We start from the raw sequence: 15,017 nt of genomic DNA, 5'->3' as shown, positions 1-15,017 counted from the left end.
CCCGCTCCCGCTCGCAGCTTCCGCACTGCGCCCGCCGCAGTCGCTTGCGACGGGCCGAAGGATTACCGAACATACCCGAACATGCACCGAAGCGCAACCTTCCACGCGAACCGCCGCCGTCGCCGAGGTTTTGCGGCGGGATAGCGGCGGTCGCAGCTTGGCGCCCATGGCACACGACACGATTCTCGAAGAGATCCTCGCAGCGAAGCGGGAGGAGGTCGCGCGGCTCCAGTTGTTCCGGAGCGCGGTTCGCGCGCAGGCGGATGAAGCCCCGCCCCCGCGGGGTTTCGAGGCATCTCTGCGCCGGCCCGGGGAAGTCTCGGTCGTCGCGGAGTTCAAGCGCCGTTCTCCGTCCGCCGGCGACATCAACCCGTACGCCCAGGCGGCGGGCGTGGCGAGCGTGTACGCCTCCGGCGGTGCGGCCGCGATCTCGATCCTCACGGACGAGCGCTACTTCGGCGGCTCGCTGGACGACCTGAGGTCCGCGAAGGCCGCCGTCGGGGTCCCCGTCCTCCGCAAGGACTTCACGCTGGATCCCGTCCAGTTGTACGAGGCGCGGGCGGCGGGCGCGGACGCGGTCCTGCTCATCGTGCGCGCGCTCGGCGATGCCCGGTTGCGCGAACTGCTCGAAATCGCGGACGACCTCGGCCTCGGGGCGCTCGTGGAGGCGCACGACGAGGAGGAGGTGGCGCGGGCGCTGGAAGCCGGGGCCCGGATCGTCGGCGTGAACGCGCGGGACCTCGCGACCTTCGAGGTGGATCTCGAGCGCTCGCTGCGCCTGATCGAGGAGCTTCCCGCCGATGTCGTGGCCGTGGCGGAGAGCGGGATCCGGTCCGCGGAGGACGCGGCGGCGGCGGGCTCGGCGGGAGCGGACGCGGTGCTGGTCGGCGGCTGGCTGATGGCGGGCGACCCGGCGGCGGGCGTCGAGGCGCTCGTCGGCCACCCGCAGCGGCCCCGGAGCGACCGGATGCAGCCGGCGGGCGCCGACGCGGCGGGCGACAGCGACGGCGCGCCGTGAGCCGGGTCAGAGTGAAGATCTGCGGTCTCCGGGAGCCGGGACACGCCACGGTGACGTCCCGCGCCGGCGCGGACTACGTGGGCGTCGTGTTCGCGGGCCGGGTGAGGGAGATCACGGCCGGGGAAGCCGCCGGGGTCGTGGCGGCGCTCGAGGGCGGCACGCGCGCCGTGGGCGTGTTCGTCGACGCGGGGCCGGCGGAGATCCTCGTCAAACGGGACATCGCGGAGTTCCACGTCGCCCAGCTCGCCGGCTCCGAGCCTCCCGAACTCTGCGACCGCCTGCGGGACGAGGGGCTGGATGTCTGGAAGGGCCTCCGGCCCACGTCGAGCGACGCGCTGGTCAAAGGGTGGGACGAGTACCGGGAGGCCGCGGACGCGATCCTCCTGGAGGGCTTCTCGCCGCGCGGACCCGGAGGCACCGGGACCGCCTTCCCGCACGAGTGGCTGGCGGGGCTGGAGCGCGACGGGTGCGGGCTCGCCCTCGCGGGTGGGCTGAACGCGGACAACGTGGCGCGGGCGATCCGCGACGTGCGTCCCGACATCGTCGACGTTTCCTCGGGCGTCGAGCGGGCCCGGGGTGAGAAGTCGATCGACCTGATCCTCGAATTCCTGGCGGCCGCCAAATGAGCCGCCGCGAAATGAGCAGCCCGGCCCCCGGCTGGTTCGGCGACTTCGGCGGGCAGTTCGTGCCCGAGACGCTGATCCCGGCGCTCGACGAACTCACGGCGGCCTGGGCGGAGGCCCGCGACGATCCGGCCTTCCGGGAGGCCCTCGAGGCCAGCCTCGCGCACTACGTCGGGCGACCCACGCCGCTCTACCGCGCGCCGCGCCTCGGGGCGGATCTCGGGCTCGACCTGTGGCTGAAGCGCGAGGACCTCAACCACACGGGCGCCCACAAGATCAACAACACGGTCGGCCAGGCGCTGCTCGCGAAGCGCATGAACAAGGCCCGGATCATCGCCGAGACCGGCGCGGGCCAGCACGGCGTGGCGACGGCCACCGCCTGCGCCGCGCTCGACTTCGAGTGCGCCGTCTACATGGGCGAGGAGGACATGCGCCGGCAGGCGCTCAACGTCGAGCGCATGGAAATGCTCGGTGCCGAGGTCATCCCCGTCTCCAGCGGGAGCCGGACGCTCAAGGACGCGACGAACGAGGCGATCCGCGACTGGGTCACGAACGTGGACACGACGCACTACATCATCGGCTCCGTCGTCGGCCCCGCGCCCTATCCCGCGCTCGTGCGCGACTTTCAGCGCGTCATCGGCGACGAGACGGTGCGGCAACTCGCCGACCACGGCGTGGAGCCGGAGGCCGTCTTCGCCTGCGTCGGCGGCGGCTCCAACGCGATCGGCATCTTCACCCCCTTCATCGAGCGCAACCGCGAGGTCCCGGCGGAGGCGCGCGTCGCCCTCGTCGGCGTGGAGGCGGCGGGGCACGGCGTCGAGACCGGCCGGCATTCCGCCTCGCTCACGGCGGGCGAACCCGGAGTCCTTCACGGCAACTACAGCTACCTGCTCCAGGACGAGGACGGCCAGGTGGTTCCCGCCCATTCCGTGTCCGCCGGCCTCGACTATCCCGGCGTCGGCCCGGAGCACTCGTGGCTCAAGGAGACGGGACAGGTCCGCTACGAATCGGTGACGGATGAGGAGGCCCTCGCGGCGTTCCGGGATCTGTGTCGGCTCGAAGGGCTGATCCCCGCGCTCGAGAGCGCCCACGCGCTGGCGGGCCTGCGGCGGGAAGCCGCGCGCTGGGCGGGGTGTCGCGTCGTCATCTGTCTCAGCGGCCGGGGCGACAAGGACGTGGAGGAAGTCGCCCGCATCCAGGCGGCCGGCGGCGGACCCGGCACCGACCCCGGCACCGACCCCGGCTCCGAAGGGCGCTGACCGTGGCCTTCATCGACTACCCGGATCCGGCGGGGATCCCCGAGGAGGACCGCGTCGCGGACGATGACAACATCATCCGCATTCACGGCGTCCACAGCCGCGTCATCCGGCTCCACTACGATCTCTACCGCGAACTCATGTACGGACCGGGGCCGCTGACCCGGATCCAGAGGGAGATGATCGCGGTCGTCGTGTCGGGCCTCAACGCCTGCCGCTACTGAATTGTCCATCACGGAGAGGGTCTCCGTCGTCTGCTCGACGCGGCCGGGGCCGGCGGTTCCAACGAGGAGAACGAACGCCTCATCGCCGCCCTCGCGACGGACCATGCGACGGCCGAACTGAATGAGGCCGACCGGGCGATGCTCGACTATGCCGCGCGGCTGACGCTCGACCCGGGCGGCGAGCACGGATCCGCGGTGGACGGATTGAAGGCGCACGGCTTCGATGATCGCGCGATCCACGATATCTGCGCGGTCACCGCCTACTATGCGTTCGTGAACCGGATCGCCGACGGGCTCGGCGTCGAACTCGAAGACGAGGGAGGCTGACGGAAGTGGCCATGCTCCCGCCGACACCGCCGCCGGGCGGACCGGGCGGACCGGGTGCCCCGGGCGCCCCCGCCGTTCCGCCGAATCTCGACCATCTGCTGCTGGGCGCCGCCGACCTCGAGGAAGGGGTGGCGTGGGTGGCCGACCGGCTCGGCGTCGAAGCCCCGTTCGGCGGCCGCCACGGGAACCTCGGCACCGCGAACCACCTCCTTTCGCTCGGGGGCGACATCTACCTGGAGATCCTCGGTCCGGACCCGGAAGCGCCGCCCCGGGACGAACCGCTCCCGTTCGGGATCGAGGGACTCGCCGAGCCCCGGCTCGTCACGTGGGCGGCCCGCGGGACGGACCTCGCGGCGCTCGTCGCGCGGGCCTCGGGCCGGGGCGTGCCGCTGGGCCCGGTGCGGCCCGGCTCCCGGCTCCGGCCGGACGGCAGCGAACTGAGCTGGGAGATCACGGCCTTCACGTCCGTCCTCCACGACGGCCTCGTACCTTTCTTCATCGACTGGGGAACGACGCCGCACCCGGCCCGCGCGACGCCGCCGGGCGGGCGGCTGATCTCGTTCCGGGCCGAACACCCGGACCCCGCCGCGGTACGATCCACCCTCGAGTCGCTGGACCTGGCGCTCGAAGTGGACGAGGGGCCGGAGCCCGCGCTCGTGGCGAGGATCCGTACCCTGGACGGTGACGAAACGGAGTTGCGATGAAAATCGAGAATCGAGCCGGTCGGGCGACCGGCCTTGCGGCAGGCTTCCTGACACTGGCCCTGGTCGCGGCCGGGTGCGTGGACGACCCGGCGGACTCCACCGGGCCGGAGCCGGGCTCGGACGGCACGCCGATCACGCTGGCGGCGGCCATCTCCGAGAGCGGGCGGCACGGCGTGGAGGGGATCGAAGTCGTGCGCGGGTACCGTCTCGCGGTCGAGATCCTCAACGAGAAGGGGGGGATTCGCGGCCGGCCGGTGCAACTGGAGATCCGCGACGACGGGAGCGATGCCCAGGCGAGCGCGCGCCTGTACGCGGAATTCATCGCCTCCGGCACGGTCGACGCCCTGCTGGGACCCTACAGCAGCCCGATCACGGAAACCGTCCTCGCCGTCAACGAGGCCGCCGGCGTGCCGATGGTCGCGGCGATGGCGGCGGCGCCCTCGATCTGGTCCGAACGGCAGCGACAGTGGAGCGTCCAGTTGCTGACGCCGGGACCCGCCTACCTGCAGGGTTCCGTGGAGGTGGCCGTGTTCGGTGGGGCCCGGACCGCCGCGATCGTGTACGAGAACAGCTCGTTTCCGGCCTCGGTGGTCGAGGGCGTGCGCGAGGCGGTCCGCCGTCACGGGCTGGAGATCGTGCTGGACCGGTCCTATGAAGTCGGAGCCGCCGACCACGAAGCGATCGCCGCCGCGGCCCGGGACGCCGGCGCGGACCTCTTCATCGGCGGGGGCTACACGGCCGACGCCGCCGGCTTCGCCACCGCCGCGCCCGCCGTGGGATACCGGCCGGTCCTCATGAGCCTGATCATCGGGCCCGGCCAGCAGCACTTCGCCGAAGACGTGGGGCAGGCCGCGCGGTGCGTCGCCGGCAACTCGCCGTGGCACCCGGCCATCGAGACGGCCGGCTTCATCGCGGACAACGCCACCTTCGTCGGCCGCTACGAGGCGGCGCACGGAACGACGCCGGGCTACCACGCCGCGGGCGGCTTCGCGGCCGTGGAACTCCTGGCCGAAGGGCTCGACCAGACGGCTGCCGGGGCGGGCGGAACCAACCGCGGCGCGCTCCGCGACTACCTGTTCTCGGCCCGGACCGGGACCATCGCGGGTCCGTACGAGGTCTCCCCCATCGGCGACGCGGAGGCCGGGGCTCAGCGAGCGCTCAAGGGGTTGCAGGTCCAGTGGCAGGACGATGGCGCCGGCGGACTCGCCCTCCGGATCGTTCACCCGTGGGCCGCCGCCAACGCCACCCCCTGCTACATGCGCTGACCGACCCGGTGGACATCGCGCTGATCTCCGTCTCCATCGACCTCGGCGCCGGACGCCGGGGCGTGGACATGGGTCCCTCCGCCCTGCGCATCGCCGGGATCAGCCGGGAGATCGAAGCCATCGGCCACAGCATCGTCGAACTGGGCACCGTGACGGCCGGCGGGCTGGAGACCACGGACGCGGGCGAGCACGAGTTGCGCTTCCTGGACGAGATCGTCCACGTCGCGGAGGAGACGCGGAAGCTCGTGCGCGAAGGACTGGCCCGGGGCTGCACGCCGCTCGTGCTCGGCGGAGACCATTCGCTCTCGATCGGATCGGTGGCGGCGGTCGCCGACCACCACCGGTCCCGGGGGGCGTCCATCGGGGTCATCTGGGTGGACGCCCACGCCGACATGAACCGCCCGGACACCACGCCCACCGGGAACATCCACGGAATGTCGCTCGCCGTGCTGCTGGGGCACGGGGAATCGCAACTGACCCGCGGCGCGGCGAGCGTCGTGCCCGACAACGTGAGCGTCCTGGGCGCGCGGTCGCTGGATGGGGGCGAGAAGCGGCTCATCCGGGAGCTGGGCGTCCGCGTGTTCACGATGTCGGAGATCGACGAGCGCGGCGTGGGGGCCTGCATGGACGAGGCCGTGGAGCGCGCCGGCGCCGGCACGTGCGGGTTCCACCTCTCGTTCGACGTCGACGCGCTCGACCCGCGGATCGCGCCCGGCGTGGGGACGCCCGTGCGCGGCGGCCTCACCTACCGCGAAGGCCACCTCGTGTGCGAGAAGGCCGCGCACTCGGGAAAGCTGCTGAGCCTCGAACTCGTCGAACTCAACCCGATCCTCGACCACCGCAACCAGACGGCCGAACTCGGAGTCGGCCTCGTCGCCTCCGCCCTCGGCGCCGCCATCCTCTAGCTTCGTCCGTTGACGGGGACGCGGCGGCGACATTAAGATAATCGCATTGACAGTCAACGACATTGACTCAATGTACAAGCGATCCCGGAGAGTCTCGAGTCATGGATCAGATCACCGCGCGCGTCCCGCACGAGATGGTCGAAGCCCTCGATGCCGCGGCGTCAACGCTGAGGCGAAGCCGGGCCGAGGTCGTTCGCCAGGCCCTGGAGCGATACCTGGAGGATTTCGACGACCTGACGGTGGCCGTGGAGCGGCTGCGCGATCCCGGCGATCCCGTACTCGACTGGGATGAGGTCAGGGGTGGCCTACTCCGTTCGGATTAAGCGGAGCGCGGTCAAGGCGCTTGGCCGAATTCCGAAGCACGACCGCGTGCGCATCGTGGACGCCATCGACGGGCTGGCGGAGCATCCACACGTCGGCAGTTCCCTGAAGGGAGGTCTGCGCGGGCTTCGGCGCATCCGCGTCGGCGGCTACCGCGTGGTGTACGAGGTGCAGGAGGCGGCGCTCGTCGTCCTCGTACGCGTCGCACATCGCGGCACCGTCTATCGTCCGCTCTAAGCTGGCCGCTCCTTCGGGGATTTCCGATACTTGCGGAGATTTTTGATACTGACAGGCCCGACCCGGGCCGGTCATGAAGCCGAAGGAGCGAAGGATGAACACGAAGTTCGGAAGCGCCGTCCTGCTGACGGCCGTCGCCGCCGGAGCGCTCGCCGCGGACGCGGCGGCCCAGACCCGCCGGCTGTCCCTCGACCACTACATGGACATGGAGTCGGTCTCCAACCCCCGGATCTCGCCGGACGGGTCCAGGGTCGTCTACACCCGCGGCTGGGTGGACAAGGTCAACGACCGCCGCGAGTCGTCCCTCTACATGATGAACGCGGACGGCAGCCGGAAGCGGGCGCTCGTCGAGGGCGGCGGGGCGCGCTGGTCCCCGGACGGCACGCGCATCCTGTACACGGCGGCGGGCGAGCCCTCCGGAAGCCAGATCTTCGTGCGCTGGATGGATGAAGAGGGCGCCACGACCCAGGTCACGCGCCTCGAGAACGGCCCCTCCTCCCCCCTCTGGTCGCCCGACGGAGAGTGGATCGCCTTCACGAGCCGGGTGAACGACCGCGCGGACTTCGCCGGCGTCGATCTCCCCTCCCGGCCGGACGGGGCGACGTGGACCGAGGGGCCGAAGATCGTCGAGCGCGCGGGCTACAAGCGCGACCGCCAGGGGTACGTCGACACCGGCTGGACGCACGTGTTCGTCGTCCCGGCCGACGGGGGCTCCGCCCGCCAGCTCACGACCGGGGACTGGAACCACGGCGGGATCGCCTGGAGCCCGGACGGGAGCGAGATCTACTTCTCCTCCTATCGCGCTCCCGACTGGGACCGGCCCGAGCACTGGCAGGAGTCGGAGATCTACGCCGTCTCCGTGGCCTCCGGGGCCATCCGCCAGCTTACGGACCGGCGCGGCCCGGACGGGGGCGCCGTGCCCTCGCCGGACGGCCGCCTCATCGCCTACACGGTGGGAGACGAGCACCGCGACACCTACCGGAACAACCGGATCCACGTCATGAACCGGGACGGGTCCGGCTCGCGGCTCATCTCCGGGGACTATGACCGGCAGTCCGGCGGCTTCCAGTGGGCGCCCGACGGGAGCGGCCTCTACTTCAACGTGAACCGGGAAGGGTACCGGCAGCTCCACTTCGTCTCCGTCGACGGCGGCGTCACCCAGCTCACCGAGGGGGCGCACCTCTTCTCCCTCTCCTCCTTCTCGGACGACGGCACCGCGGTCGGCACGATCTCCACGGACCACGAGCCCGGCGACCTCTACCGCTTCTCCCTCTCGGACCCGGGCCGGACCACCCGCCTCACGGAGGTCAACGCGGACGTGCTCCACGGCGTGACCCTCGGCGAGGTGGAGGAGGTCTGGTACGAGTCGACGGACGGCTTCCGCATCCAGGGCTGGATCGTGAAACCGCCCGACTTCGATCCGAACCGCGAGTATCCGCTCATGCTCGCCATCCACGGCGGGCCGCACGCCATGTACAACGGCGGGTTCAACTTCGCCTTCCAGGAACACGCCTCGAACGACTATGTCGTCCTCTACACGAACCCGCGGGGAAGCACGGGCTACGGCACGGAGTTCGCGAACGCGATCAACCACGACTATCCCGGCGCGGACTTCCCGGACCTCATGGGCGGGGTCGACGAGATGCTGCGGCGCGGCTACGTGGACGAGGACAACCTGTTCGTGTACGGGTGCTCGGGCGGCGGCATCCTCACCTCGTATATCGTCGGGAACACGGACCGCTTCCGGGCCGCTTCGGCGAACTGCCCGATCGTGAACTGGATGTCCGCGATGGGGACGTCGGACGCCATCGGCTATCTGCGCACCTTCGAGCAGCCCTTCTGGGAGGACCCGGAGGAGTGGATGGACCGGTCGTCGATCTTCTACGTCGGGAACGTGACGACGCCGACGATGCTGATGACGGGGGAGATGGACCTGCGGACGCCCATGGGTCAGACCGAGGAATTCTACCAGGCGCTTCACTACGAGGGCGTGCCGACGGTCATGGTGCGCTTCCAGGGGGAGTGGCACGGGACGAGTTCGCGGCCGTCGAATTTCCTGCGCACGCAGCTCTACCTGAGGAAGTGGTTCGAGCAGTGGGGGACGCACCGGCCCGCCGTGACGACGGAGGAGGACGCGGAGGCCGCCGGCTCTTGAGCGTGATCGCGGGCGCGTTCGAAGGTCGGGACGGGGCGGCGTTCATCCCCTTTCTGTCCAGCGGCTTCCCGCGGCCGGCGGACACGCCGCGTCTGCTGGAGCGGCTGGCGGCGGACGGCGCGGACATCATCGAACTGGGGATCCCGTTCAGCGACCCGCTCGCGGACGGACCCACGATCCAGGCGGCGAGCTGGCAAGCGCTGGAGCAGGGCGTCACGGTCGAGTCCACGCTCGACCAGCTGGCCGGGATCTCGGCCGACCTGCCGCCGGTCGTCGTCTTCTCCTACCTGAATCCGATTCTCCGCATGGGCGTGGAGCGCTTCCTGGCGCGGGCCGAGGCCGCGGGGGCGGCGGGCCTCCTCGTCACCGACCTGCCCGTGGGCTCGCACCCGGCGCTGGAGCGGCGGCTGGCCGCCGGTTCGCTCGACCTCATCCCGCTCGCGGCCCCCACCACGCCGCGGGCCCGCCTCGAGACCATCCTCGGCCACGCCTCGGGGTTCCTGTACTACATTTCCCGCCTCGGCGTGACGGGCGCGCGGAAGGCGCTGGACGCCTCGCTCGAGGACCAGGTGAGAGGGCTCCGGAAGATGGTGCGGCTGCCGGTGGCGGTGGGGTTCGGGATCTCGACTCCGGGGCAGGCCGCCGCGGTCGCGGGCATGGCGGACGGCGTCGTCGTCGGTTCCGCGCTCATCGCCGCCCTCGGCCGCGGCGAGGCCGCCTTCGAGGAACTGTCCGCCGCCCTCGCCGCCGCCGTACACGAAAACGACTCTTGCAGGAAGGCAGAATGATGACTCGCTCGCGGCACCTCGTATGGGTTGCGCTGTTCGCGTGCGCCGGCGCCGGACCGGTGGCGGGGCAGGACGGGTTCGGGGCGGCGGTGTTGGCGCCGGCGCCGGACGAGATCCTCGTCCTCAAGCCGGCGTTCGGCCGGGGGGCCGCCTCGGTGCTCGTGTTCGAGAGGGGCGGCTCCGGCTGGTCGCAGGTCCAGGAGGTGTGGTCGGCGGGTTCGCTGCTCGGGGAGTCGTTCGGCCGCACGATGGCGCCGGTGGAGGGCGGATTCCTCGCGGCGAGCGGGGACCCGCAGGTGATGATCGGCGCGTACGGGTTCGCGCGCGGGGCGGACGGAGCCTGGGCGGAGTCGGGCGCCCTGCCGCTCCGGGCCGAAGCCGCGGCGTCCCCCGAAGAGATGAGCATGGGCCGGGTGATGGCGATCCTGCAGCCGCCGGCACGCGTCGTCGCGGCGGACGGGGATGTGGCGCTCGTGTCGGCGCCGGGCGGGCAGGGCGCCGGCACCGAGGTGCGGATCTACGCGCGCGGGGCGGACGGCACGTGGAGCGCCGCCGGCGCGCTGGAGGCCGGAGACCTGCGGGCGAACGCCCGGTACGGGGCGGCGATGGCGGTCCGCGGCGGGCTGGCGGCGGTCGGGGCGCCGGGGCAGGGAAGCTCGGGCACGGTATACCTGTTCGCGCGCGGGGCCGACGGCGGGTGGAGCCGCCAGGCGGCGCTCGCGACGCCCGCGCTGGGCGGCGGCGCCGGGCTGGGCTCCAGCGTCCTCTTCACCGGAGACGACGAACTCGCCGTGGGCGCGCCCTCCGCGGATGGGTCGGTCGGCCGGGTCGTGCTCTTCGCCCGCGGACCGGGGGGCGGCTGGTCCGAGACGGCGATCCTGCTCCCGAGCGCTCCGGGGTCGGGCCAGCGCTTCGGGACCGCGCTCGCGGCCGCCGGAGACGAACTGATCGTCGGGGCGCCGGGGGCGGAGGACGGCCGGGGGAGGGTCGACGCCTTCACCCGCGTGGATGCGGACGGAGGCTGGCGCGCCGCGCACGCGTTCGCGCCCGGGGAGGCCGGCCTCGTGGCGGGTTTCGGGTCCGCCCTCGCCCTTCGCCCCGGCCTCGCCGTGGTCGGCAGCCCGGCATCCGAGGGAAGCGCCGGGCTCGCGGCCGTCTACGAGGCGGCGGAGGACGGTTCGTGGTCCGGGCCGGTCTGGCTGCGCGCCGGGACGCCGCCCGTCGCCGTGACGTCGGCGGAGGTGCGCTGCGAGGACGACCGCGCCGCGGGGTTCGACTGCGCGGACGTGGACCTCCAGGCGTACCTGCCGCTCGCCTCGATCGGCGCCGAACCCGGGGAGCGCGTGAGCGACGCGTGGGGCTGGACGGACCCCGAGACGGGCCGCGAGTACGGCCTCGTGGGCCGTTCCGGCGGGGCCGCGATCGTCGACGTCACCGACGCCGTCAACCCCGTGTATCTCGGCGTCATCCCCGCGAACCGCAGCGGCGCCCGCGACCTCAAGGTCTACGCCGACCACCTCTTCTTCACCGGGGACGGGGCCGGCGCCCACGGCCTCGTCGTCTTCGACCTCACCCGCCTGCGCGACGTGGCGAGTCCCCCCGTGGAGTTCGCGCCCGACCTCCGCTGGGACGGAATCGGGAGCGCCCACAACCTCATCATCGACACCGGCGCGGGCACCGCCTTCACCGTCTCCACGAGCGGGGACGGGCACACCTGCGGCGGCGGCCTCGTGATGATCGATATCCGCCAGCCGCTCGCGCCCGAGTTCGCCGGCTGCTACACCGATACCGAGGGGCTCATCTTCCAGGGGCGGACGCACGATGCGCAGTGCCTCGTGTACGACGGGCCCGACACGGACTACCGGGGCCGGGAACTGTGCTTCGCGTCGAACGAGACCGCGCTCCGGATCGTCGACGTCACGGACAAGTCGGACCCGCGCCCGATCTCGGCCGCCGCGTACCCCGGCGTCGCGTACATTCACCAGGGGTGGCTGAGCGACGACCGGCGCTACTTCTTCCTGGACGACGAACTCGACGAACTCGTCGGCACGACGGACCGGACGAAGACGATCGTGTGGGACGTGACCGATCTCGATGACCCCGTCGTGATCGCGGACTACTACGGACCCAACAACGCGACGGACCACAACCTCTACGTGAAGGGCGACCGGATGTACCAGGCCAACTACCAGGCCGGCTTCCGCGTCATCGACATCAGCGACCCCGAGAACCTGCGGGAGGTCGGGCACTTCGACACCACGCCGTACGGAGCCGATCCCCCCGGCTTCAACGGGGCGTGGACCGCGTTCCCGTACTTCGACAGCGGGACCGTGCTCGTGACGAGCATGCTCGAGGGCGTCTTCCTCCTCAAACCGAGGCGAACCGAACTCGTCCCCTGACGGCGGACCCAACTGAGATGGAGATCGGATGACGGCAAACGGATGCATCGTTCACTGCGGCGGCGACGGCCCGCTGCTCGTTCGGAGTCCGCTGCGCGTGCGCACGGCGGGAGCGGAAGACGGGATCGCGAAGCCGAAGGCCGCGCTGTGCCGGTGCGGGAAGTCGGCGAACAAGCCGTTCTGCGACGGGGCGCACCGCGACGTCGAGTTCCGGGCCTCCGGGCCGATCGACACGAGCCGCGCGACGTCCGAGTCGGAGGCGCCATCCGCGCCGTCCGGCGACGAGGCCGGGGAAGCGGTCGTCACGGCGCACGCGAACGGTCCGCTGCACGTCGACGGCGTCGTGGAGATCAGCGGGGAAGGGCACGAGGGGTCCGCCCGCTTCCTGCAGCCCTGGCTGTGCCGCTGCGGCGCGTCGGGCAACAAGCCGTTCTGCGACGGGTCCCACAAGGAGATCGGGTTCGAGGCGGAGGGCCTCTAGCCGCCCATGGCCGAGCCGGGGTCGCTCGCCTTCCATCCTCTCCTCTATGTCGCGTGGGCCGATGGGGAGCTCGCGGCCGAAGAACTCGCCATGCTGCGCGGGCACCTGCGCGGGACGGGGCTTCCCGAGGAAGCCCTCGCGGAGTGGCTCGATCCCGACGCGCCACCGCCGGCGGAGCGGCTCCTCCACCTTCTCGATGAGGTGCGGCGGCGGGCGGCGGAGGTCTCGCCCGAGCGAAGGCGATCCCTCACCGAACTCGGCATCGCGATCGCCGAGGCCGACGGCGCGTACCCCACGCGGGAGGAGCGCGCGGCCATCCTCCGCATCGAGGAGGCGCTGGGCCTGGGCGGTCCGGACGCGGTGGCCACGCTCTTCGACCCGGCGCGGCCGATCGCGCCGCTTCCCGACGTCCAGCCCCGGTTCGACGCCGGCGCGATGGCGCGCTTCCTCGGCGGCCCCGCTCCGGAGATCCGGCAACGCGTGCGTGCGCTCCTCTCGGACGGCCGGTTCGAGACGGTGGCCGGCCTCTCGACGGCCGACTACCGGGCGCGGGTCTCGGAGTGGTGCCGGGTGCTCGCCGACGAGGGACTCGGGGCCCTCAGCTACCCGGCGGAGTTCGGAGGCGGCGACGATCCCGCGGCCTTCATCGCCACCTTCGAGACGCTCGCCTTCTTCGACCTCAGCCTGCTCACGAAGTTCGGCGTCCAGTTCGGGCTCTTCGGCGGCAGCATCCACCAGCTCGGGTCGCGGCGGCACCACGAGAAATACCTGAGGGACGCGGGCACGCTGGCGCTCCCGGGGTGTTTCGCGATGAGCGAGACGCTGCACGGGTCCAACGTCCAGGACATTCAGACGACGGCGGTCTACGACCACGGGACGCGGGAGATCGTCGTCCACACCCCGGTGCCGGGGGCACGCAAGGACTACATCGGGAACGCCGCGCGGGACGGCCGGCTCGCCACGGTGTTCGCGCAACTCGAGGTCGAAGGGGAAGGGCGCGGCGTGCACGCGATCCTCGTCCCCATCCGCGGCGAAGACGGGGCGCCGCTGCCCGGGGTGACGATCGAGGACTGCGGCGAGAAGCTCGGCCTGAACGGCGTGGACAACGGACGGCTGCACTTCGATCGCGTGCGCGTGCCGCGCGGGAACCTTCTCGACCGCTTCGCCTCCATCGACGACGAGGGGGCCTACCGGAGTCCGATCGCGAGCCCCACCCGGCGCTTCTTCACCATGCTCGGCACCCTCGTGAGCGGCCGCGTGGCCGTGGCGAGCGCGGCGCTCAGCGCGACGAAGGTCGCCCTCACGATCGCGGTCCGGTACGGCGCGCGGCGCCGGCAGTTCGGTGCGCCCGGCGAGGCCGAGCGCGTCCTGCTCGACTATCCCGCCCACCAGCGGCGGCTGCTCCCGCGCCTCGCCACGACGTACGCGCTCAACTTCGCGCTCCACGACCTGCAGGCCGAGTACCTGGCCGCGGTGACCGCGGAGGCGGAGGGCTCCGGCGAATCGGAGGCCGGGCACGTGGCGCGGCGGCGACGCCTCGAGGCGGCCGCGGCCGGACTCAAGGCCTGCGCCACGTGGCACGCGACGGACACCATCCAGGCGTGCCGGGAGTCGTGCGGGGGCCGCGGCTACCTCGCGCACAACCGCTTCGCGGCGCTCAAGGCGGACAGCGACGTCTTCACGACCTTCGAGGGCGACAACACCGTCCTCATGCAACTCGTGGCGAAGGATCTCCTCACGGGCTTCCGCCAGCAGTTCGGGGATCTCGGCGCGCTCGGGATCGCGCGCTTCGCCGCGGCCCGCGCCCGCCGCGCCATCGCCGAGCGCAACTGGGTCATCGCACGAAAGACGAGCGAAGCCCACCTGCGCGATCCCGGCTTCCACGACGCGATCCTCGACGCCCGCCGCTCGGACCTCGTGCTTTCACTCGCCCGGCGGGTCCGGCACCGGATCGCGCGCGGGATGACCGCGTTCGACGCCCTCACGGACTGCCAGCACCACGCGCTCACGGCCGCCCGGGCCCACGTCGAGTGCGAGATCCTGCGCTCGATGATCGCGGCCGAGCGGCGGACGCCGAGTTCCGGCGTCGCGGAGTGGCTCGAGCGCATGCGCTGCCTCCACGCGCTCGCCGCGATCGAACGCGAGGCCGCGTGGTTCCTGGAGCGGGGCTACCTGGACCCGCCCAAGAGCAAGGCCATCCGCCGCACCGTGACCGCCCTCTGCGCCGAGATCCGCCCGCAGGCCATCCCCCTCGTCGACGCCTTCGACGTCCCCCGATCCACCCTCGAAGGCTCGATCGGCCTCTAAGGCGCGG

The 15,017-nt window shown here is 72.1% G+C and carries 15 protein-coding genes; all 15 read left to right on the top strand.

Annotated features, from left to right (window positions below):
• Positions 1-166 precede the first annotated feature (166 nt).
• Positions 167-1,018: an indole-3-glycerol phosphate synthase TrpC gene (trpC, locus tag ACOGI9_RS08325; protein WP_419856684.1), complete on the top strand. Its 852-nt coding sequence runs from the start codon at positions 167-169 to the stop codon at positions 1,016-1,018.
• Positions 1,015-1,644 (top strand): phosphoribosylanthranilate isomerase, encoded by a 630-nt coding sequence (locus ACOGI9_RS08320; RefSeq protein WP_419856683.1) that lies wholly within the window; start codon positions 1,015-1,017, stop codon positions 1,642-1,644. The genes trpC and ACOGI9_RS08320 overlap by 4 nt, the downstream gene beginning before the upstream one ends.
• 11 nt (positions 1,645-1,655) lie before the next feature.
• Positions 1,656-2,900 carry a tryptophan synthase subunit beta gene (gene trpB, locus ACOGI9_RS08315; protein ID WP_419856682.1) on the top strand — a complete coding sequence of 415 codons (1,245 nt, stop codon included), beginning with the start codon at positions 1,656-1,658 and terminating at the stop codon, positions 2,898-2,900.
• Between the two features lie 2 nt (positions 2,901-2,902).
• On the top strand, positions 2,903-3,121 hold the full coding sequence (locus ACOGI9_RS08310; protein ID WP_310779646.1) for a hypothetical protein: 219 nt from the start codon (positions 2,903-2,905) through the stop codon (positions 3,119-3,121).
• A 138-nt stretch (positions 3,122-3,259) separates the two neighbouring features.
• Entirely contained in the window at positions 3,260-3,448 is a 189-nt protein-coding gene (locus ACOGI9_RS08305; protein WP_310779645.1) for a hypothetical protein, read from the top strand.
• An 11-nt stretch (positions 3,449-3,459) separates the two neighbouring features.
• On the top strand, positions 3,460-4,152 hold the full coding sequence (locus ACOGI9_RS08300) for a VOC family protein (protein ID WP_419856681.1): 693 nt from the start codon (positions 3,460-3,462) through the stop codon (positions 4,150-4,152).
• Positions 4,149-5,417, top strand: a complete 1,269-nt coding sequence (locus tag ACOGI9_RS08295) for an ABC transporter substrate-binding protein (RefSeq protein WP_419856680.1) — start codon at positions 4,149-4,151, stop codon at positions 5,415-5,417. The genes ACOGI9_RS08300 and ACOGI9_RS08295 overlap by 4 nt, the downstream gene beginning before the upstream one ends.
• An 8-nt stretch (positions 5,418-5,425) precedes the next feature.
• Complete coding sequence (rocF, locus tag ACOGI9_RS08290) at positions 5,426-6,322, top strand: arginase (RefSeq protein WP_419856679.1); 897 nt, start codon at positions 5,426-5,428, stop codon at positions 6,320-6,322.
• 101 nt (positions 6,323-6,423) lie between these two features.
• Positions 6,424-6,645, top strand: coding sequence for a YlcI/YnfO family protein (locus tag ACOGI9_RS08285; RefSeq protein ID WP_419856678.1), 222 nt, complete (start codon positions 6,424-6,426; stop codon positions 6,643-6,645).
• Positions 6,611-6,880, top strand: coding sequence for a type II toxin-antitoxin system RelE family toxin (locus ACOGI9_RS08280; RefSeq protein ID WP_419856677.1), 270 nt, complete (start codon positions 6,611-6,613; stop codon positions 6,878-6,880). The genes ACOGI9_RS08285 and ACOGI9_RS08280 overlap by 35 nt, the downstream gene beginning before the upstream one ends.
• A gap of 94 nt (positions 6,881-6,974) precedes the next feature.
• Positions 6,975-9,035, top strand: coding sequence for a S9 family peptidase (locus ACOGI9_RS08275; protein ID WP_419856676.1), 2,061 nt, complete (start codon positions 6,975-6,977; stop codon positions 9,033-9,035).
• 2 nt (positions 9,036-9,037) lie between these two features.
• Positions 9,038-9,823 carry a tryptophan synthase subunit alpha gene (gene trpA, locus ACOGI9_RS08270; RefSeq protein ID WP_419859260.1) on the top strand — a complete coding sequence of 262 codons (786 nt, stop codon included), beginning with the start codon at positions 9,038-9,040 and terminating at the stop codon, positions 9,821-9,823.
• On the top strand, positions 9,820-12,222 hold the full coding sequence (locus tag ACOGI9_RS08265) for a choice-of-anchor B family protein (RefSeq protein WP_419856675.1): 2,403 nt from the start codon (positions 9,820-9,822) through the stop codon (positions 12,220-12,222). The genes trpA and ACOGI9_RS08265 overlap by 4 nt, the downstream gene beginning before the upstream one ends.
• Positions 12,223-12,250: 28 nt before the next feature.
• Positions 12,251-12,703 carry a CDGSH iron-sulfur domain-containing protein gene (locus tag ACOGI9_RS08260; RefSeq protein WP_419856674.1) on the top strand — a complete coding sequence of 151 codons (453 nt, stop codon included), beginning with the start codon at positions 12,251-12,253 and terminating at the stop codon, positions 12,701-12,703.
• Between the two features lie 6 nt (positions 12,704-12,709).
• Positions 12,710-15,010 (top strand): acyl-CoA dehydrogenase, encoded by a 2,301-nt coding sequence (locus ACOGI9_RS08255; RefSeq protein ID WP_419856673.1) that lies wholly within the window; start codon positions 12,710-12,712, stop codon positions 15,008-15,010.
• Positions 15,011-15,017 lie beyond the last annotated feature (7 nt).

Origin of the sequence: Candidatus Palauibacter irciniicola (assembly GCF_965208695.1) — a bacterium.
GTDB classification, from domain to species: domain Bacteria; phylum Gemmatimonadota; class Gemmatimonadetes; order Palauibacterales; family Palauibacteraceae; genus Palauibacter; species Palauibacter irciniicola.
The sequence above is the reverse complement of the archived record's forward strand: the minus strand, read 5'-3'. Positions and strand labels throughout refer to the sequence as shown.

Bases quoted from the DNA above. Each gene is read 5' to 3' on its own strand.
- trpC (WP_419856684.1), top strand. From the start codon at position 167: ATGGCACACGACACGATTCTCGAAGAGATCCTCGCAGCGAAGCGGGAG.
- trpB (WP_419856682.1), top strand. From the start codon at position 1,656: ATGAGCAGCCCGGCCCCCGGCTGGTTCGGCGACTTCGGCGGGCAGTTC.
- ACOGI9_RS08305 (WP_310779645.1), top strand. From the start codon at position 3,260: ATGCTCGACTATGCCGCGCGGCTGACGCTCGACCCGGGCGGCGAGCAC.
- ACOGI9_RS08300 (WP_419856681.1), top strand. From the start codon at position 3,460: ATGCTCCCGCCGACACCGCCGCCGGGCGGACCGGGCGGACCGGGTGCC.
- ACOGI9_RS08295 (WP_419856680.1), top strand. From the start codon at position 4,149: ATGAAAATCGAGAATCGAGCCGGTCGGGCGACCGGCCTTGCGGCAGGC.
- ACOGI9_RS08285 (WP_419856678.1), top strand. From the start codon at position 6,424: ATGGATCAGATCACCGCGCGCGTCCCGCACGAGATGGTCGAAGCCCTC.
- ACOGI9_RS08280 (WP_419856677.1), top strand. From the start codon at position 6,611: ATGAGGTCAGGGGTGGCCTACTCCGTTCGGATTAAGCGGAGCGCGGTC.
- ACOGI9_RS08275 (WP_419856676.1), top strand. From the start codon at position 6,975: ATGAACACGAAGTTCGGAAGCGCCGTCCTGCTGACGGCCGTCGCCGCC.
- ACOGI9_RS08265 (WP_419856675.1), top strand. From the start codon at position 9,820: ATGATGACTCGCTCGCGGCACCTCGTATGGGTTGCGCTGTTCGCGTGC.
- ACOGI9_RS08260 (WP_419856674.1), top strand. From the start codon at position 12,251: ATGACGGCAAACGGATGCATCGTTCACTGCGGCGGCGACGGCCCGCTG.
- ACOGI9_RS08255 (WP_419856673.1), top strand. From the start codon at position 12,710: ATGGCCGAGCCGGGGTCGCTCGCCTTCCATCCTCTCCTCTATGTCGCG.